Origin of the sequence: Microcoleus sp. N9_A1 (assembly GCF_036701795.1) — a bacterium.
Taxonomy (GTDB): domain Bacteria; phylum Cyanobacteriota; class Cyanobacteriia; order Cyanobacteriales; family Microcoleaceae; genus Microcoleus.
In genome coordinates, this window is record NZ_JAUBRI010000025.1 from 22,144 (window position 1) to 39,701 (window position 17,558).

Sequence of the window (17,558 nt, forward strand, 5' to 3'; positions counted from 1 at the left end):
CTCGGCTTCGCTGTGTCCACGATTGACCATATCACCCTATCCAAAAACTACTATGATGACGTTGCGATCGGCTTGACTCAATCAGGCGATCAATGTATTTCTGAATTCCCCTAAGCTTAAACTTACGTCCCTGTAAAATAGCGCAACTGTAAGCCAAAGCTATCAATAAAATTAAAGTTTTTAGGCGATCGTCACAAGCGTAGCTTTTTTCAAAATTATAGCCTCTTGTTTTACAGTCCTTAAACATTGCTTCGATACCCCTCCGACATTTAAACGCTGTTACAGCTTGTTTCAATGTGCCTATATTTGTGAGTAAATACCATAACTCCTATGATCAGTACCAAATTTGCTCAAGTTCACGCTTGAGCGAAAACAGCAAGAAGCGCGACTGGTAAGGAGTTAGCCAGTGTCGGGCAGTTTAGTAATATCAAGTAAAACTAAGTAAATAACTAAATAACCCGGCTAGATTTGTGCAGGAGTTAGTTGAATAAAACACGCTTGGCTGGGGCGAATTACTGTCCGGGTTTTTGGGTTTTTTTAAGACGAAAGCTAACAGAAACTCACGTCTAAATAGCGTGACAAGTATTCTTCCAGTTATTTATCACGCTTGAGCTAGAGCTTGAGACTATGAAGGCTTGCTAGCAAGAGTTTCACCGCATTCTTTTGCTTACATTCTAATAGACAAAGCGTAAACTTTTTCCTTAGCCTATTCATCTATTTTCAGCTTCGGCAATTGTTTGAGCGCTTCTGGGATGGAGGTAATATTATTATTACTGAGGTCAAGCTCTGTCAGATTGGACAGTTGTCCTAGTGCCTCTGGGATGGAGGTAATCTTATTGTCACTGAGAATAAGCTTTGTCAGACTGGACAGTTGCCCTAGTGTCTCTGGGATACACGTAATCTCATTGTGACTGAGGTCAAGACCTATCAGATTGGACAGTTGCCCTAGCGCCTCTGGGATAGAGGTAATATTATTGTCACTGAGGTCAAGGTATATTAGATTCGACATTTTTCCTAACACCTCGGGGATGAAAGTAATCTGGTTCTTACTGAGATAAAGCCACCTAAGACTGGACAGTTGCCCCAGTGCCTCTGGGATGGAGGTAATATTATTGTTGTAGAGGTCAAGCCATTTTAGATTAGATAGCTGTCCGAACTCCTCTGGGATGGAGGTAATCTCATTATTACCGAGGTCAAGGATTCCTATATTGGACAGTTGTCCGAACTCCTTTGGGATGGAGGTAATATGATTATTACGGAGGTCAAGCCCTGTCAGATGGGAGAGTTGCCTTAGCTCCTTTGGGATGGAGGTAATATGATTGTCACTGAGTACAAGCACTTTTAGAGTCGTGTACTTGACGATTTCTGGTGGGAATTCTTTCAAATTCTGCAAGGGCAACCGCAGTTGCATTTGATCGCTAACCTGCTCAAATGGTGGCACTGGATACTCTTTCGTCATGTCTCTTATCTCTCCCTAGCATTTATTGTCACAAAATTCAAAATATTTCTGTTTTATTTGACTCTCTAGCTTTTAGAAGTGGGGCTTCATTGTCAGACAATGACCCATCAAACATCTTGGCATTAAATCAGCCCTAACATTCTAGCTTCTGGAGTGAGGTTAGAGAATAATAATTAACTACTCCCCATGAAGAAACTCAACAACGACTGACTGAGATTGACATTGATGCCTATTTTCAACGAATTGGCTATAGTGGTGACGGCTTGCCCAGGCTGACAGCGTTACAGGCAATTCATCAGCGACATTCCCACACGATCGCCTTTGAAAACCTCAATTCGCTCCTGAAACAACCGGTTTTGCTGGATTTAGCATCCTTGCAACAAAAACTAATCAACGAGGGACGGGGTGGCTATTGTTTTGAGCAAAACTCACTGTTGCGGGATGTTTTGCTTGCTCTTGGCTTTCAGGTAACGAATCTAGCAGCTCGTGTGCTATGGAATTTACCATCCGGGACGATCGCACCTCGCAGTCATATGGTGCTGTTGGTCAATATTGATGGAGAGCCATACATTGCAGATGTGGGATTCGGAGGATTAACGCTTACCGTACCGCTTGCTTTGACACCGGATATTGAACAACCTACATCCCACGAACCATTTCGATTGATCGCAACGGATCGCAGCTACATTATGCAAGCATATATCAAGCAGGAGTGGAAATCCCTTTACAGATTCGATCTTCAAGAACAAGAATTACCCGATTATGAGGTGAGTAATTGGTACGTTTCAAATCATCCCAACTCGATTTTTGTTAATAACTTGATTGTGGCAAAACCGGGGTCAAATTGTCGTTATGCCTTGTGGAATAATCGGTTTATGGTGCATTATTTGGACGGTCGAACAGAACATCGCGTCCTTTCAACGGTTGCAGAGTTACGCGCTACTCTTGAGAATGTTTTTTGTCTCAACCTGGGAGCGATCGCCGAGATCGATCGGATGTTACAACAATTAATTGAGCGATCGTGTGCGATGACCTAACGGTGAAAGTGGGCAACTCTCGATTTATGGCAAGGGCGACAAGACTCGCGTGGTTCTACTTCCTTCGTCTGTATCTAGCACTTTTGAACAGCAGAGGGGGGGCGGGGAATTCTGAGCCGATTTTCAGGAGTCGGAAAGCAACTAACGGCGGGCACTTGCACAGGGTGTCTGTAACGCACTTGGTCAAGGAAGCTGCGAAACGCGCTGGAATTTCTGAGAAGACTAGCGCCCATTGGTTGAGGCATTGTCACGCTTCCCATGCACTGAACCGTGGGGCCCCGATTCACCTACTATCCCAAACTCTTGGTCATGCCAGTGTGGCGACTACCAGCAAGTATCTTCACGCTAAGCCGAACGACAGCAGCGGATTGTATTTGATGTAGGACAAAGGTTTGAAGCTGTCTATAAGGATATTAAACTATCCTGATGGAGCGGCAAGGGTTACAAACTTTATCTCTTTTTTTGTTCTCATGGCTGTTCAATCCACCTAACCCCTCTAGCTTTTGCTTATAGTTAATAATAAATGAGTTCCCTCTGTCAACCCCGGTAATGACTCTACCCACTACTTTGCTAGCCTCATTTGTCTTTCTTTCCTAGCTTAGCTGTTGATTTAGCATACTAACTATTGAAGAGCCAAAATCCATACTTTGTTTACTTCCACCACTGATTCAGCAAGCCCTAGTTATATCTACGCTTCAGTGAATATACTGATTACCTTTAATAGCTATTTGGTTAGACTTCTAAAATCATTATTTACTTAATTTAAAATGGTTTCAACTCACGACCTATTTTCCCAAACAACTTGCTACATTAATGGTCACCCAAAAAACGGAAAAGTTTTAGCTGTAGCCACCTATGTACATTGTCGCCGAATATGTTTTCAACTTGAAGGGGAAAACCGAGGAATATGGATTCCAGAATCAGCATTCGTAGGAGAAGAAATAGCACCAACACCCGCACCAACACCCGCACCAACGCCTGCACCAACACCCGCACCAACGCCTGCATCAACACCCGCACCAACACCCGCACCAACACCCGCACCAACACCCGCACCAACACCCGCACCAACACCCGCACCCTCATCGCCGACAAATACAACATCATCGCCACAACCCAACGAACAAATTATTCAAATAAATACTGAAGTCAATGCTAATCCTCAACTACGACAACTGAAGCAAGAATCTAATTCAAATGCTTGGAATAGTCTAGTTAATTGGATTGGTGGATCTATTTGTGAAATTAATTTTGCTGCATCTGAATCGTCTGTTAAAAGGCTAAAGCACAGCTACCGAGACAAATCTCCCTATGAAATTGCTCATGTTCTTATTGTTCACAAATCCTTACAAGCGGCTGGAGTGGATTTAGTTAGAGGAATTCCAAGAGCCGAAGCTGTTATCAGGGGGATTGCTAAGTACGATTTACCAGAAATCACCAAACTCTCGGCAGAAATGGTTTATCAGATTGCCGATATTTATGGATTTAACTTACAAGATCCCGAACGAAAAATTGAAGCTTTAACAGCCTTTGGTGCAGCTTTTTTGGGAGAAAGAGCTATTGATGCAGGTATAGACTGGCTAAAGTATGGCATGATTCCCAGTAAAATAATAAGTGCTTCTGCTAAAGCCCTAATGATTTATGCAGTAGGAAATGCTGCTTGTAAGTTCTATGAAGCTAAACTTAATCAACATATAAATCCATTAACTTCGCTAACAGTTATAAAAAAAATTAGAGAACAAAGTCAACATTATTTAGATAACGCTACTTCCGAAGAAGGAATCCTTGCTCTGATTTCTAGCGAAATCAATACGGCTTTGACCATAGACTATACTAGACTCAGTAGTTTACTAAAAGTGGGAGAATGGAAAAAAGCAGACCAAGAAACCTGTGACATCATAGTAAAGATAGCTAACCGTGATTTTGAGGGAAATCTGAGAATATTGCCCCGTGATGATTTACACACTATTAATCAACTTTGGTCACAGAATAGTAATGGACATTTTGGTTTTAAGGCGCAAAAACAAATTTATTCGGATGTGTCAAAAAAAGTAGGGGATTTTGGAGAAAAGATTGGCTGGCGAGGGAAAGCAGGTTTATTCGGTGGCGTTTTTGGTTGGAAATCCTATGATGATTTAAACTTTAACTTAAAATATGCTCCTAAAGGGCATTTGCCAGCTTTTCCCTTAAATAAATCTTGGTGGTACCACTCAGGTGAAGCAACGAGGGATTTTGCCCAATCAATTTTAGAGAGAAACGATTGGTAAAGAGTGATAAATAAAGCTGCATATCTCACGGAATAAGCCTCTACCAATATGCAGCTTTCTTGTCTGTGTTTCCTTCCCCACTCGTCATTATTCAAGCAATGACTTAACGTAAGTGTTTCCCCGCCTATCCGTTTATAGAAATCGTGGCTTCCCTTACCTCTCGCAACCTATGCCGTCCTTATCTCTATCAAATCCGTGGGGTCTGGCTCTAGTACGCGAAAGCGTCTCTGTGAAATGTCGCTGCAATCAAAATCAGGTGGGGTTTGCGGAATGCACAAATCTGGATAAATCGGGTCGCAACTACTTTGTAGACTGGAGGCACGTTTTTGCGGGCGATGAGGTCTATAAACCAAGAAAATCAGAATAAGTCAAGAAAATCAGAATAAGTCAAGAAAAGGCAAAATAAGTCAAGAAAAATCAACCTAAACCAAACTAAAGCGCCGATGGTATCAAACCGATCGCCCCGATGCCTTGCGTATCTGGCGAGTTGTAGTGGTTGTTGGGGTGATTGGATATTGGATGGTGAGGACTGGCACGGCTGGCACGGTCGGAGCGAGCGCAGGGTACGGATAGCTTTTTTGTTTCAAGTGTTGAGATGTAAATGGTTGATGTTTCTAAAAAGCTGGTGAATGCAGAAACCCGCCATAGTCACAGTGCAGCGGGTTTAAAGGGTTTATATCAATTGCGTGATTGTTGGATATAGCGAGAAACATTACCGATCGCTTCAACGGCGTACTTGTTTCCCAAATTAAACGCTAAGGCTCGCTTGAAATTGACTAACGCGGTTTGATAGTTTTTCTGTTTCATTCCTGCGTATCCCAAGTTCATGCAGGTTTTAAAATCTGGACAATTACCGGGTATCGCCATCACGTAAGGCTCAACAACGTTTATTCTGGTAAATGCTTGAATATCCTTTGGTTTGAGGAGTAAGGCTTGCTGGAAATAGTTGAGCGCCTGAGCAGGATTCGACTTAAGTTGCGTTTCCCCCCGACTCATGCAGTCGTTGAACGTCAGACAAACGCCTTCCGAACCTCCGCCACTGGGTGAACTCGATCCAGAACCGGAAGAACCTGACCCAGAACCCGAATTGTGACAATGGTATCCGCTTGTGCGACTGGTATGACATCCGTTGGCATCAGTGCGACCTGGAGTTGCCCAGCTACTGTCCGCGATCGAGACAGCCGATAAAGCTAAAAAAGCAGCAGCCAGGGCTTTGGATACCTTGCGATTAATTTTCATGAGGTTTCCTTTTGGTTGGGTATTGCAGTCAAATAAGCCGTAGATGCAGCAGAATCAAGAGGAAGTTGCGATCGCGTTACAGGTGACGCGGTGGTTTGGCTTTGGAAATAACTGTTGGAGCGTTCCAGTATTATGTTTTTTGATGTTCGACCATAAAAACTCATAAGTTGCTGAAACTATATCAATTGTGCCTCGCCAACGATCGCGTAAGAAATTTAAGTTAGTGGCTCTATCCCTTCTAGCCGTAAGAAATCTACTCCATTGGACGCAATGGTGTAGCAAAATAAGGCTAAAACTAGCGATCGCCTCCACTTTCTCTCATCCCAGACTTTTAGGGTGTTGTCGTAACGCTGCGGAAATAGCCCTTTGCGCGTCGCCGGTAATTGCGATCGCATTGATGTAGTCAGTATGACCCGTCAATGTTTTAAATTCTGTACCATTTGTCAAATCCCATAACTTTAGCGTGTTATCCACCAATCCACCGTAGTGCAGTCTAAAAAAGTGTACGTCCAAGCTGACCCTACCCTACCACCTCATCTGTCGCGCTCTTTGGAATCTGTAACCACCAACCTTTCAGATTTTCCTGGTCTAGTTGCACCTATCGCAAACTCTCTAGCCTCATCATTTAACTGCCGTCAACGAGTGAAGGCAGAAAAACCCGGATTGCCACTATAAGCTATCCGGGTTTTTCCATTCAATTAGCTTCCCCAGCGGGTGGGGAACGGGCTGAAGTATGACAGAATTCCAGGTTCTCCTGTTTCCATTCAATTAGTTTACCCAACGAGTGGGGAGAAAGACTCTGACAATATTTCCACTATCCACACCGCAGAGTTCCCATTCAATTAGTTTCCCCAGCGAGTGGGGAGGGACAGGATTGGATTTGATATGCAAAACCCAAGATTGTTTCCATTCAATTAGTTTCCCCAGCAAGTGGGGAGTCACAAAAAATTTCCAAAGATAATAACAACCAAGTTTCCATTCAATTAGTTTCCCCAGCAAGTGGGGAGCGAAGAGTTGGAAGACTTCGAGGACACTCTACCTGTTTCCATTCAATTAGTTTCCCCAGCAAGTGGGGAGAAAAACCAAGGCCAACCCTGGCTCCTCTGGCCCCCAGTTTCCATTCAATTAGTTTCCCCAGCAAGTGGGGAGCATTAATACTGCCCGAGGTTAAGCCTTCTGCTGAAGGTTTCCATTCAATTAGTTTCCCCAGCAAGTGGGGAGAGTTCGCCACAGAGACCATACCCAGAGCGGGATTCAGCCATCAAATCGACGCACCGCTAAAATATAGCACAGCTAAACGAGAAAAAGCATCGAACTATCAGCCTCAAACTCAATCCCTGTAAAGCATCGACGCACCTCAACCAAACCGTAAGGGTTACAGGAACTAAGCGAGGTGCGTCGATATGGGCTAGATTAGTCTCCTAAAATCAATAGTGTTTTCCGGTCTAAGACTTGAGCTGGTAGATGGAGGCCTCGTGAAATGGCATCCTATGGGCACGAAAAACAGGGACTTTGTAGCGTATGTTGGCTCTAGGTCTGATTGACTGGTGCGATCGTCTAGCCGCAACAAGAAACTGATATCGGCTAGCCTAACTTTTTTAGCCAACTGTCGCCCATTGCTGGAATATAAATGTGTTGTTACTAAAACTGCTGCGCTATCAGTTTTGCTGATTTCATCGGTGTATTGTCTGGCAACTCCCCCTGTTTGTTTACGTGAGAGTGTTACCTACAAGGGATTATACAATTCTTAGCAAGAATTTGTTGTTTAAGTCACGCTAGCTGTATCGATCGGCTAAATCTCTGGCTGCTTGTCGGTGTTTTTCTACTAAACTAGGTGGGGAAAGCACTTGGGCGCTATCCATATATCTGTTTACCCACAGACTGAATTCGTTGAGGGAGCGATCGGGCAAATCGATCTGATAATCCACATAAGCCACTTTGCCAAAACTATCCCTTGGGCCTTCCTTAATCTTTTTTTGTCGTGGATGCCGCCGATCGCCCTCTAAGATAAATCCAATTACCTTCTCAAAAAACCGCACCTTCACTTTTTCTAACTTCAGCGTACCTTCCAATTCAGCCTGCTGTTGCTCTGGCTTACCTAAAAACAGTCCCCAGCCGTTTTTTAACAACTTTTGAGCTATTTTCAAACGTTGTTCCTGCACGGCTAAACCACGCCCCTCGGGAGCGATAATTTCGCAGTAGTCAGTAAAGCGATTCACCCGTTCTACGCTTAAGTGTCCGTTGTCGCAATTTTCGCAAATCAGGTACCAGGCGATATCGTGATAAATCAGTTGCAGAGGCCAGATGCGCCGGAAACCAACGTTGCCTTTACCGTAATAATCGCTTTGGCGGTAAAGTTCGATCGCCTGGCCCCGAACGATGGCTGTTTCTACGATGTCTAGTTTGTGAAATAGAGTATTCCGATATTCTTGGCGATCGAGCATTTCTACAGGGTCGGTGTAAATTATCGCACGATTCAGGTATTCACGAACGGGATAGAACAATTGACCTTTGAGTTCGATATCTAATCCGCGCAACCGTTTCGTGAGTTTTTCACAAATTTGGCGGGCTTGGGGATTTCCTTGATATTTGGCTTGAGATGCTATCGCTTGAAACGCGAATAGTAGTTCTTCGCGATTCATTGCACCGGTGCCGAGATAATAGCCGAAGCGATACATTCGTTTGTCAAGGATTCCGTAATGGCGCAGAGTTTCTAAATCTTTGCGAATGGTAGGAGTTGCGGGATAGTTGGCTGGAAACTCGATGCTGCTGGACTCGGCGGCAACTTTCTGTAATTGAGATTGAACTTCTAGCAAAGCATCGTGATATTTACTATCGGATGCTTCGGTGTCGGAGTGTCCGATGCCCGGATGCTTTACCAATGTGGCGATGAGGAGCATGATGCGATCGAACGTTAGTTTGTCGGCATAGGGGTGAGGGGTTGGTTTTTTTGCCATGATGGGGGTAAGGCGGGTAAAAGTCAAGGAAAAGACAATATTGACACAAAAATATAGAAAAACCTCAAAGGGATTATGTAGAAAGCTGTAGGTTTTCCAAGAGATTTGATAAATATTGTAAATTGCGAGACTCGAAGCTGGCTCGGCTGGTATATTGAGTTGAGTAGAACTTAAGCAGCTAGCGACTGGGGACTACCAGCAGCATTCAGGTGGGCATTGCCCGTCTTAAAATTGAATTTATGTCTGCATACACTGCGATCGCCTTTGCCCCCGTTCAAGGCTTTATCGAGAAATCCCGCAAACTCCGAGATTTATTTGGAGCTTCACTGATTCTGTCTTATCTGAGTTATAAGCTAGTAAAGCAAGCCGAAAAATCAGGTTTAGATGTCATTTCTCCCGGTTCCCCGAACATCCAGAAAGGAATGCCCAATCGGATACTGCTGAAAGGGGAAGGGGAATTTTCCAGGAATGACGTGACGAATACTCTTCAAAAGTCATGGCAAGAAATATTAAATGAATGTCGAGTTTGGATAGAACGAGAAGTACCTCCTAAAGAGCAATACTTTTGGCAACAAGAGTGAATGCGATGGGGTTTGTACACTTGGGAGATATTTTGGGGACACGGAGATTCGATAGAATCTGCGATGAAGAATTTAGAAACGCGCAAATTGCGTCGCGATTGGACGGCGATTAACTGGATTGGCGACAGTTCGAGTTTGACTGGCACGGATGCGATCGCCTGGCCCCGTTTAGGTTTGGAACATCGAGAACCAGGGCGGCTACTATCCGATACAGAAAAAGCTGAACTTAAGGATTTCTATCAGCGTCTCTCCTGTGTCTTAGAAAATCTTCCCCCAGATGGCAAACCCGAAGGCAAATTTCTTGCACTTAATGAAAGATTGAGCATTCCTGAGTTAGTCAAGCGGTTAGTTACTCGCGACGAAGATATTGCCAGAAACATTGGGATATCTCCGCTTGAAGCAGGGTTTAGCGATATTATTCGTGAACCTAAACACTGGACTGGCTGGTTTATGGGAGATGGCGACAGAGTTGGCAAAAAACTTCAGGACATTGCTCAAAAAGAAGGAGATGAAGGTCTAAAGAAGTTCAGCGAAGCCATGCGGGTTTGGGGGGGGAATTTTATCAAGAATTTTCCCAAAGACCAAGGGCGAATTGTTTATGCCGGCGGTGACGACTTCCTCGGTGTAATTTACAGCAGCCAACCCGAAAAGCCCCCAGAACCTATAAAGGCATTAGAATGGTTAATGGGATTGTCAGATAAATGGAAAGAGCACGGTCAGGATATTAATTTAAGTGTTGGTTTTGTTTGGGCTGGTCATAGTGTGCCACAGCGAGATATTCTTCAACACTGTCGAGAAGCCGAAAAACTGGCGAAAAGTTTGGGGCGCGATCGCCTTACAATTCGAGTAGTTTTTAACAGCGGTCAATTTGTGCAGTGGACTTGTCCTTGGGATTATTTGCACATTCTCAAACAATACAAAGACCGCGACGGTAAAAGTTGGGAGCAAAACCCGAATTGGAGTCATGTTTACAATGATTTAGCCATCTAAAAAATCGTCATGTTATTAGTTTTAATTCCAAAGAAAACAGCGCCGATGATGAATTAGCTTTAGCTCTTTTTCAACTTTACTTTCAAGACAAGAATAACTTAGAAAAAAACTGGAAGCACATCGTCGGCGATTACCCAAATCCAGAACAATCTAAACAAATTATTTACTGGATTAGTGACCTAATAAATGTCGGATGGCAGCTATGTTCAAATATCTCATCACTATAAGTCCTTTAGGATTTATGTACGGGAGTTCTGGCGGATTTTTATCGCCTGAAAACCTAGTCGGACGTTCTGGGGCAAAATTCCCTCCCGAAGCCGCTACCCTATCCGGTCTATTTTTCAGCACCAACAAAGTTAAGTCCTATATTTCTCCAAAAGAACTTAGTGATAATTTGTTTGTCGCTGGCCCATTCTGGGCAAAATCAGACGATCCTGAATACTTTTACGTCCCCATTCCGTGGCACAAAATTCTTGCTAAAAAAGGCGTGGATGAATGGGAAATTAAATCTGGAAAATGGGATCGCGAATCTGAAGATTTAGATCCTGAATATAGCTGGCAAACCGTGAATTCTTGGAATAATTCACCTGCTGTCATCAAGAAAAATGGTGATGTTTTTGAGACTCCTTGGAAATACGTCCCTATCTTGCATCCCAAAACAAAAGATGACGAACGCTGCACCTTAGCAGAAGATGGTTTGTTTTTGGAAAATGCCGTGCAGATGGATGATGAATGTTGTCTAGTTTATCTCTCAACTCATCGTTTAGCAGATGGTTGGTATCGGTTTGGTGGCGAAAATCATCTGGTGGAAATCAACAGTATTGAACTGCCTGATGACAGCCCGATCGCACAACTGTTACGCCAACCAATTCAGCGCTCATTTGCTTTGATAACACCGGGGATTTGGGGCTCTAACAAATTTTCATTTCGGTATCCCAAAAATGAAGATTTCTCCAAAAAACGACCGGAGATGCTCACAGATAAACCCATTTCCTATCGCTACCGCGCAAAAGGACAAATGGGACGGGGACGCTATGCTGTTCCACCTGGAACAGTCTATCTTCTTAGAGAACCTTTAGATAAAACTTGGTGGGAATTCCCTGAAGATTGGTTTCCCAAAGAAGGTTTTAGCCTGAAACAAGTTGGATGCGGTTTGTGTTTGCCAATTGAAATTCAAGGAGTTGAATAATGTACAAAAAAGCTTACGGTATTATTGAAACCCTTGCTCCTGTTCATGTGGGAGCAACGGCTGGTGAAGAAAGTGGCAACTTAAACTTAATTTTCCGTGACCAGTTTACCCAAACGGGCATTATTCCCGGTAGCTCGATTCGGGGAAGATTGCGATCGGAAATTCGTCGCAGTCTGGGAGAAACTGAAGCGAATAAATGGTATGGTCAAGAAGCAGAATTAGGGAAGCCAGACAGTACCACGGAGTCCATAATTAAGTTTGAATACGCTTCGCTGCTGTGGTTGCCAGTATTTTGTCCCGGTCAACCAATTGTCTGGGTAACTTGTCCTCGTTTACTGAAACGCTATCAACGAATTGCTGGAGATAATGTCAAACTAAAAGATGGTACATCCCTCAAATCAGCAAAGATTCCAGCTAATTATACAGGTTCTCAAACCTTAAAAGCTCTCGACATAAATGGCAAACCAAAGCTGTTTTTTAACTTTGGGTTTCTGACAATTGACAAAACTCAGGATTTATCTGCTTGGTTTCCTTTAGGGGAGGAATTGCCAGCCGTTGTTGTTGCTGATGATGAAATTGCCATGATTCACGATATGGCCTTATATCGCCAGAGTCGAGTTGCCTTAGACAAAGAGGAAAAAAAGGCTAAGAAAGGAGCTTTTTTTAATACTGAAGCTTTGCCAGAAGGCACAATTTTAGTATTTCCGATCGCCCTCAAAGAAAACCAAGAAAAATGGCAACCTTTTGGCGCGTCTACTGGTGCAGATATTTATCTCGGCGGTTTAGAATCAATTGGTTTTGGTCACTGCTATCTAACTTTAAAGGAGGTATAATTTATGGCTTGGGAATCTTACAAATTAGACCAAGAGGCTCACGATTTAGTTGTCAAATATCGCGACAAAAAAGATGCTCTTAATCAAGCATACAAAATGCGTGTTGCAGTTGCTTACGGTTTAGAGCGATTTTGGGGAGAACAGTTTCGGTTAGTCAAAGACAAAGATAAGGCTGATTATTGGCGGGATACTTGGAAAGCGTTAGTCACAATTATGGCAAAGGCTGGCGTTAAAATTCCCAATGATAATGTTAGTTCTGACAATACAGCAGCCATTAAAATCATGGCAAATAAATTATGGGATTTTCCTGTAGAACAGCGCAAAGTAGCTATAGCTGTGCTGACTCAACTTTGTGACAGTATGGTTTGGTGGACTCAGCGTTATAAGCCTACTAACACTAACAGCAATTCTGGAGGTGAATCAAATGAGTGATAGTAATGATATTCCTTTGATGTTTCGTGCCCAAATAGAAGGGCGCTGTCAGATTCAGCGCTTAATTCCCGGCGCACCTAGGCAACAAGCTTATGACTGGGCTAAAGAATGGATCGCTGGTGTTTCCAAAGAAGTTCCCGACTTTGACTCAAAAACAATTCAAACTAAACCGTTTAAAATCACTTGGCGATTTGTTTCTAATAGCGGTCAAGATGAGGGAGTTATCCGTCCTGTGACTGGTACAAAAGGTTGGCCGTTATATCCCGGTGCTAGTATGAAAGGCGCATTCCTGCGTACCTGTACTGATGAACAAGCAATGAAATATTGTGGCGGTCAACTTTCTCAAAAAGACACAAAACCTGGAATTTTACGCTTTCATGGTGGCTATCCCCAAGATGGAGACTGGACTAAAAAATCCCTAGTAGATGTTGTTCATCCCCAAGAAGATTGGCAAGTCAAGAAGAATGGTAGTCACAGTGCTTTTATCCAGATATCTCTGCATCAACCTACCTTGGTTTTTGGCATTTCGAGCACAGTAGAACTCAGTGAGGAAGAATGGACAACTATCTGGGAACTTTGGGAAAGAGCAATGGAACGGGGTATTGGTTCTAGGGTCAGTGCTGGTTACGGTCAACCGAGAAAGCACGGAAATAGTAATCTGCTCAGCATACAATTAAAGGGTCAAGGTTTAGGCTCTCAGTTAATAGACAAAACAGGCGAATTCCGCCCGAATATGTTTAAAGCTGCTTTGCGTGGTCATACTTTACGTCTATTCAGTGGCATTACTGATGAAAATAGTGCTGAAGAATTGACTAAAGAACTATGGGGGGGCTTTGCAGGTAAAAACGGGGCAATTGTTGGTTTATTGGGGATTGCATTTAATGCTGTAGAATTAGATTTAGATAGCTATAGCTACGGCAATAATATCATGCCTACTTATGAGCTAGTGGACGGGACGCTCAATATTCTTTGCATGACGGCTAAGGCTGAACAACAAAGAAAAAACTTGAAAGTCCTGATTCCTCAACTGATAAAATTCTCTCTGCTATTTGGAGGTTTTGGTAAATCGTGGCGACGAGTTGACCATCGCCTCTTTTTTAAGGAGTATGTAACGGGTAATCATAACCCGATGATTGGGTGTCATTGGCAGTTTGGAGAAAAATCAAATAGTCTCTGCTGTCCTGTGAATGAATTGAGTGATATTACTAATTTTCTGAATACTTTTCAGAAAAGTCTAAAACAGTGGGTTAAGTTAAAGAAGAAAACACTGAGTAGTTCAATCAGCAGTTGGCGGGAAGCATGGCATCCAAAAAAAGTTGAAGTTTGGGGTCGAATTGCTGAAAATCAGTTAGATAGTAAAGCTGTTCGATGGTTTCACGGCCCCTACTTGGGATCACAGTCAATTAAAAAATCAGTGCTAACTGGTCAAATGGGTCAAATAGGCTGTATTTGGCATCGAATGTATCCGCGCTATATTGCTACAAATGGCAAACTACAATCCACAAGAGAGTATGTGGAATTACTGACTATTTTCCCTGATAAATCCGACTCAACTAAAGATTTTCTAGACTATTTAGATAGCACTAGCGACTTTATCAAACTTTGGCCAACTGAGGAATAATTATGAATATCTGGATTGTGACTACTGGTAGCAGCGATGTTAAGCTCAAAACTGATGACAATTGGGGGACTCTGTTTAGAAAGGTGAGAAGTCAATTATACGATCGCCGTTTTGTACCTACACAACCGCCGAATACTGATGAGAACGAACCTTTCATTGTACCAGCTAGAGCGATGGGGATAGTTTATGGCAGCCAATTAACAGATGAATATTATCAAGATTTGCACTTTCCGCTGCTAGATGCTTTTTCTGCCAAGCTTTTAGAGAAAGGTAAAACAAATCCTGACCGAATAATTGTGATTTTGACTAATCAGGAAGTAGTTTTTGATAACGAAGACAGAAATATAGACAAAAGCCCATATTGGCAAGATACTTGCACTCTCAAGCCGATATTTAAGCAATATTTTGAGAGAAACTTTCCTCAAGTTAAATCAATTGATTACTGGGAATTAAAACCAAAATCTCAAGATGAGGGATTAGATAGTTGGAATAAAGCATTGTTGCTGGTTCAGCAAGCTTTGTCTAGTTTAGAGTTTGACAAAAATGCAAATATCTATGTCAGTCATCAAGCGGGAACTCCAGCTATTTCTTCGGCTGTTCAATTTAATTGTTTAGCAAAATTTGGCAAAAAAGTCAAGTTTTTGGTTAGCAATGAGTATGAAGAAAAGTTAGCAGAGAAGGGTGATTTCATAGAAAGTTCTACTTATTTACAGGGGATGCAAGTCCAAGAGGCAAAAGCGCTATTAAGTCGTTATGACTATTTGGGAGTAGAGCGCATTTTAAAACCTTACTGGAAAGATGCTTCCGATCCGCTATTGCTGGAAATTCGTGACTTGTTGGCAATGGCTATACAGTGGAATTTTGCTAAGTTTGAAGATTTTGGTAAGGCTAGGGGAGATGTTACAAAAGAGCCTTTAAATCAGTGGTGGTGGATGGGTTATGAGGCTGCTTATTTAGGCGTGATTCGTTTAAGACAGGGAAACACGGTTGAGGCTCTATTTCACAGTTTTCGGGCTGTGGAAGGAACGATCACAAAATGGGCATTAGAAAAGTATAAGCTACAAATTAAATACTCTAATCCAACGCAGCCCAATACGGCATATTTTCATGATGTGAATTTACCTCATAATTTACGAAATTGGTTTAATGATAACAAGCATCACCGCTTCGGAACTGTGGGATTATTTGGCAAACCGCTGTTTGATTTACTAAAAGCATCTTATTCAGCAGAATGGAATCTAAACCCTCACATTCAAGTTTTTGCTAGCAATACAAGAGATGAAAGAAATTCTACTTTTCATTCGTTGAGCGGTTTGCAGGAACAAGATGTTTTTAAGGCTTGGAATACTAAAAGTAGAGAGGAATGGGAATCACGAGTTTTGGGCTGCTTAAATTTTGTTTCACAGCAAAAATTTGTTTCGTTAAAATCAGCAAGTTTGATGGCGAAAGTGCATGATGAATTGGTAAATTCTATTGACCGTTACGAACTGCAAAAATAAAATCGACTATCTATCGGCAACAGATTCACCATTCCGCCAGGTTTAAAACCCCAGGCGGATTAAGGGACTTAACTAAAATTTTTACCTTCAGCGTGCATCTACAACCCAACTTTACCCTCTATATTCAACACAAAATAGCACAACTATGTACATCACATCTCGCGCATCCACAATCCGTAACTTTTCCCTAGCCGCCGTCAACGGCACTATCACTCTCATCATCCTCCTCATCGCACCACTCGGATTATCTGCCGTAATTTCTAACACATTCCTTGTCACAGTAGCTACTTTTTTTGCCTCGACAGCGGCCGACCAAATCGTTCGCTATCTCCAACCATCTCGCGCCCAAGAAATCCAAAGTCCCTTAGAATCTACCCCAGTATCGTCGCAAATTAGCCCGCGCCGTGATTCCCAAAATTTAGACAGATAACCAACAATTTTGCAGCGGCTGGTTTATTGCTTATGCGTACCGTCTACGTTTCTCAGCCCGGTTGTTACGTTTCCTTGCACCAAGAAATGTTGGTTATCAAAAAAGGCGAATCTGTACTCGGTGAAGTTCAGCTTCCTCTCCTCGAACAACTGCTAATTTTTGGTCAATCTCAAGTCACAACTCAAGCAATTAGAACTTGTCTGTGGCGGAATATTCCGATCGCTTATCTTTCCCGCATGGGTTACTGTTACGGGCGGATTCTTCCTATCGAGCGCGGCTACCGGCAACTTTCTCGCTACCAGCAACAGCTTTGTTTTGCAGAACGTTTGCAGGTGGCCAGACGCATCGTGCAAACCAAGTTGAAAAACAGCCGGGTTATCCTCCAACGACAGCAGCGCCGACAAGCTTCTGAGGTCATTGCTTTTGCGATTCAGTGTTTGGAACATTTAATTAAAAAAGCGGGTGAAGCAGAAACTATTGAGCGGTTGATGGGGTTGGAAGGTGCTGGGGCTGCTCAGTATTTCTCGGCTTTTGAAGAATGTCTCAGCAATCCTGATTTTGTGTTTGTCAGCAGAACGCGCCGTCCTCCGGGAAATCCTGTCAATGCGATGCTGAGTTTTGGCTATCAGGTTCTGTGGAATCATTTGCTGAGTTTGATAGAACTGCAAGGGTTAGATCCTTATTCAGCTTGTTTACACCAAGGAACCGATCGCCATGCGGCTTTGGCATCGGATTTGATTGAGGAATTTCGCGCGCCAATTATTGATTCTTTGGTTACTTATTTAGTCAATCGTCGATTTGTAGATGCTGGCAGCGATTTTGTTTATAGTAACGGGGGTTGTTACTTAAATGATGCTGGCAGACGGAAGTACCTCAAAGCTTTTTTAGATCGTATGGAGGAGGAAATTGAAACAGATTCGGGGAAACAACCTAAGTGGGATTTGTTGAATCAACAAATCAAAGTTTACAAACAATTCGTTTACAACCCAACGGAGCTTTATAAACCTTACCAAATTCGCTAAGT

18 protein-coding genes and 1 CRISPR repeat array are annotated in these 17,558 nt (G+C 42.9%); of the genes, 12 read left to right on the forward strand and 6 right to left on the reverse strand.

Annotated features, from left to right (window positions below):
* Positions 1-706: 706 nt before the first annotated feature.
* Positions 707-1,459, reverse strand: coding sequence for a leucine-rich repeat domain-containing protein (locus tag QUA58_RS13705; RefSeq protein WP_333394481.1), 753 nt, complete (start codon positions 1,457-1,459; stop codon positions 707-709).
* Positions 1,460-1,722: 263 nt separating this feature from the next.
* Here QUA58_RS13705 and QUA58_RS13710 point away from each other — a divergent pair, with 263 nt between their 5' ends.
* Together QUA58_RS13710 and QUA58_RS13715 are read left to right on the forward strand one after the other, a co-directional pair.
* Entirely contained in the window at positions 1,723-2,496 is a 774-nt protein-coding gene (locus QUA58_RS13710; RefSeq protein ID WP_333394482.1) for an arylamine N-acetyltransferase, read from the forward strand.
* 26 nt (positions 2,497-2,522) lie between these two features.
* On the forward strand, positions 2,523-2,879 hold the full coding sequence (locus QUA58_RS13715; protein ID WP_445301876.1) for a tyrosine-type recombinase/integrase: 357 nt from the start codon (positions 2,523-2,525) through the stop codon (positions 2,877-2,879).
* Between the two features lie 427 nt (positions 2,880-3,306).
* Here the strand turns inward: QUA58_RS13715 and QUA58_RS13720 are convergent, their stop codons facing one another.
* A complete protein-coding gene (locus QUA58_RS13720; RefSeq protein ID WP_333394483.1) occupies positions 3,307-3,603 on the reverse strand; it encodes a hypothetical protein in 297 nt (98 codons plus the stop codon).
* A 254-nt stretch (positions 3,604-3,857) separates the two neighbouring features.
* Here QUA58_RS13720 and QUA58_RS13725 point away from each other — a divergent pair, with 254 nt between their 5' ends.
* Positions 3,858-4,763, forward strand: a complete 906-nt coding sequence (locus QUA58_RS13725; RefSeq protein WP_333394485.1) for a GUN4 domain-containing protein — start codon at positions 3,858-3,860, stop codon at positions 4,761-4,763.
* Positions 4,764-4,916: 153 nt separating this feature from the next.
* Here QUA58_RS13725 and QUA58_RS31510 read toward each other — a convergent pair whose 3' ends face one another.
* From QUA58_RS31510 to QUA58_RS13740, 4 genes are all read right to left on the reverse strand, one after another.
* Complete coding sequence (locus QUA58_RS31510) at positions 4,917-5,009, reverse strand: excalibur calcium-binding domain-containing protein (protein ID WP_445301877.1); 93 nt, start codon at positions 5,007-5,009, stop codon at positions 4,917-4,919.
* 432 nt (positions 5,010-5,441) lie between these two features.
* Positions 5,442-6,002: a YHYH domain-containing protein gene (locus QUA58_RS13730; protein ID WP_333394487.1), complete on the reverse strand. Its 561-nt coding sequence runs from the start codon at positions 6,000-6,002 to the stop codon at positions 5,442-5,444.
* Positions 6,003-6,217: 215 nt separating this feature from the next.
* A complete protein-coding gene (locus QUA58_RS13735; protein WP_333394489.1) occupies positions 6,218-6,397 on the reverse strand; it encodes a hypothetical protein in 180 nt (59 codons plus the stop codon).
* 291 nt (positions 6,398-6,688) lie between these two features.
* Positions 6,689-7,223: a CRISPR direct-repeat array (repeat unit 36 nt; unit sequence GTTTCCATTCAATTAGTTTCCCCAGCAAGTGGGGAG).
* A gap of 554 nt (positions 7,224-7,777) precedes the next feature.
* The gene (locus QUA58_RS13740) at positions 7,778-8,959 is read right to left on the reverse strand and encodes a WYL domain-containing protein (RefSeq protein ID WP_333394490.1); all 1,182 of its coding nucleotides are present in this window, start codon (positions 8,957-8,959) and stop codon (positions 7,778-7,780) included.
* 239 nt (positions 8,960-9,198) lie between these two features.
* On the opposite strand from QUA58_RS13740, the gene QUA58_RS13745 reads away from it, so the two are divergent.
* The 9 genes from QUA58_RS13745 to cas1 all read left to right on the forward strand — a co-directional run bounded on the left by QUA58_RS13745 (position 9,199) and on the right by cas1 (position 17,556).
* Positions 9,199-9,540, forward strand: coding sequence for a type III-B CRISPR-associated protein Cas10/Cmr2 (locus tag QUA58_RS13745; protein WP_333394491.1), 342 nt, complete (start codon positions 9,199-9,201; stop codon positions 9,538-9,540).
* Positions 9,541-10,530: a Cas10/Cmr2 second palm domain-containing protein gene (locus tag QUA58_RS13750; RefSeq protein ID WP_333394492.1), complete on the forward strand. Its 990-nt coding sequence runs from the start codon at positions 9,541-9,543 to the stop codon at positions 10,528-10,530.
* Between the two features lie 202 nt (positions 10,531-10,732).
* Positions 10,733-11,719, forward strand: a complete 987-nt coding sequence (locus QUA58_RS13755; protein WP_333394493.1) for a CRISPR-associated protein — start codon at positions 10,733-10,735, stop codon at positions 11,717-11,719.
* Positions 11,719-12,552, forward strand: coding sequence for a type III-B CRISPR module RAMP protein Cmr4 (cmr4, locus tag QUA58_RS13760; RefSeq protein WP_333394494.1), 834 nt, complete (start codon positions 11,719-11,721; stop codon positions 12,550-12,552). The genes QUA58_RS13755 and cmr4 overlap by 1 nt, the downstream gene beginning before the upstream one ends.
* 3 nt (positions 12,553-12,555) lie before the next feature.
* Positions 12,556-12,984, forward strand: coding sequence for a hypothetical protein (locus QUA58_RS13765; protein ID WP_333394495.1), 429 nt, complete (start codon positions 12,556-12,558; stop codon positions 12,982-12,984).
* The gene (locus tag QUA58_RS13770) at positions 12,977-14,605 is read left to right on the forward strand and encodes a hypothetical protein (protein ID WP_333394496.1); all 1,629 of its coding nucleotides are present in this window, start codon (positions 12,977-12,979) and stop codon (positions 14,603-14,605) included. The genes QUA58_RS13765 and QUA58_RS13770 overlap by 8 nt, the downstream gene beginning before the upstream one ends.
* Positions 14,606-14,607: 2 nt before the next feature.
* A complete protein-coding gene (locus tag QUA58_RS13775; protein ID WP_333394497.1) occupies positions 14,608-16,104 on the forward strand; it encodes a hypothetical protein in 1,497 nt (498 codons plus the stop codon).
* A 145-nt stretch (positions 16,105-16,249) separates the two neighbouring features.
* Entirely contained in the window at positions 16,250-16,534 is a 285-nt protein-coding gene (csx18, locus tag QUA58_RS13780; RefSeq protein WP_333394498.1) for a CRISPR-associated protein Csx18, read from the forward strand.
* Positions 16,535-16,566: 32 nt separating this feature from the next.
* The gene (gene cas1, locus QUA58_RS13785; RefSeq protein ID WP_333394500.1) at positions 16,567-17,556 is read left to right on the forward strand and encodes a CRISPR-associated endonuclease Cas1; all 990 of its coding nucleotides are present in this window, start codon (positions 16,567-16,569) and stop codon (positions 17,554-17,556) included.
* The last annotated feature ends 2 nt before the right edge of the window (positions 17,557-17,558 follow it).

What these genes read in the sequence shown, in the direction of transcription:
- QUA58_RS13705 (WP_333394481.1), bottom strand. Translation starts at nt 1,459, where the DNA reads ATGACGAAAGAGTATCCAGTGCCACCATTTGAGCAGGTTAGCGATCAA.
- QUA58_RS13715 (WP_445301876.1), top strand. Translation starts at nt 2,523, where the DNA reads ATGGCAAGGGCGACAAGACTCGCGTGGTTCTACTTCCTTCGTCTGTAT.
- QUA58_RS13720 (WP_333394483.1), bottom strand. Translation starts at nt 3,603, where the DNA reads ATGATGTTGTATTTGTCGGCGATGAGGGTGCGGGTGTTGGTGCGGGTG.
- QUA58_RS13730 (WP_333394487.1), bottom strand. Translation starts at nt 6,002, where the DNA reads ATGAAAATTAATCGCAAGGTATCCAAAGCCCTGGCTGCTGCTTTTTTA.
- QUA58_RS13735 (WP_333394489.1), bottom strand. Translation starts at nt 6,397, where the DNA reads ATGCGATCGCAATTACCGGCGACGCGCAAAGGGCTATTTCCGCAGCGT.
- QUA58_RS13740 (WP_333394490.1), bottom strand. Translation starts at nt 8,959, where the DNA reads ATGGCAAAAAAACCAACCCCTCACCCCTATGCCGACAAACTAACGTTC.
- QUA58_RS13745 (WP_333394491.1), top strand. Translation starts at nt 9,199, where the DNA reads ATGTCTGCATACACTGCGATCGCCTTTGCCCCCGTTCAAGGCTTTATC.
- QUA58_RS13750 (WP_333394492.1), top strand. Translation starts at nt 9,541, where the DNA reads ATGCGATGGGGTTTGTACACTTGGGAGATATTTTGGGGACACGGAGAT.
- QUA58_RS13755 (WP_333394493.1), top strand. Translation starts at nt 10,733, where the DNA reads ATGTTCAAATATCTCATCACTATAAGTCCTTTAGGATTTATGTACGGG.
- cmr4 (WP_333394494.1), top strand. Translation starts at nt 11,719, where the DNA reads ATGTACAAAAAAGCTTACGGTATTATTGAAACCCTTGCTCCTGTTCAT.
- QUA58_RS13765 (WP_333394495.1), top strand. Translation starts at nt 12,556, where the DNA reads ATGGCTTGGGAATCTTACAAATTAGACCAAGAGGCTCACGATTTAGTT.
- QUA58_RS13770 (WP_333394496.1), top strand. Translation starts at nt 12,977, where the DNA reads ATGAGTGATAGTAATGATATTCCTTTGATGTTTCGTGCCCAAATAGAA.
- QUA58_RS13775 (WP_333394497.1), top strand. Translation starts at nt 14,608, where the DNA reads ATGAATATCTGGATTGTGACTACTGGTAGCAGCGATGTTAAGCTCAAA.
- csx18 (WP_333394498.1), top strand. Translation starts at nt 16,250, where the DNA reads ATGTACATCACATCTCGCGCATCCACAATCCGTAACTTTTCCCTAGCC.
- cas1 (WP_333394500.1), top strand. Translation starts at nt 16,567, where the DNA reads ATGCGTACCGTCTACGTTTCTCAGCCCGGTTGTTACGTTTCCTTGCAC.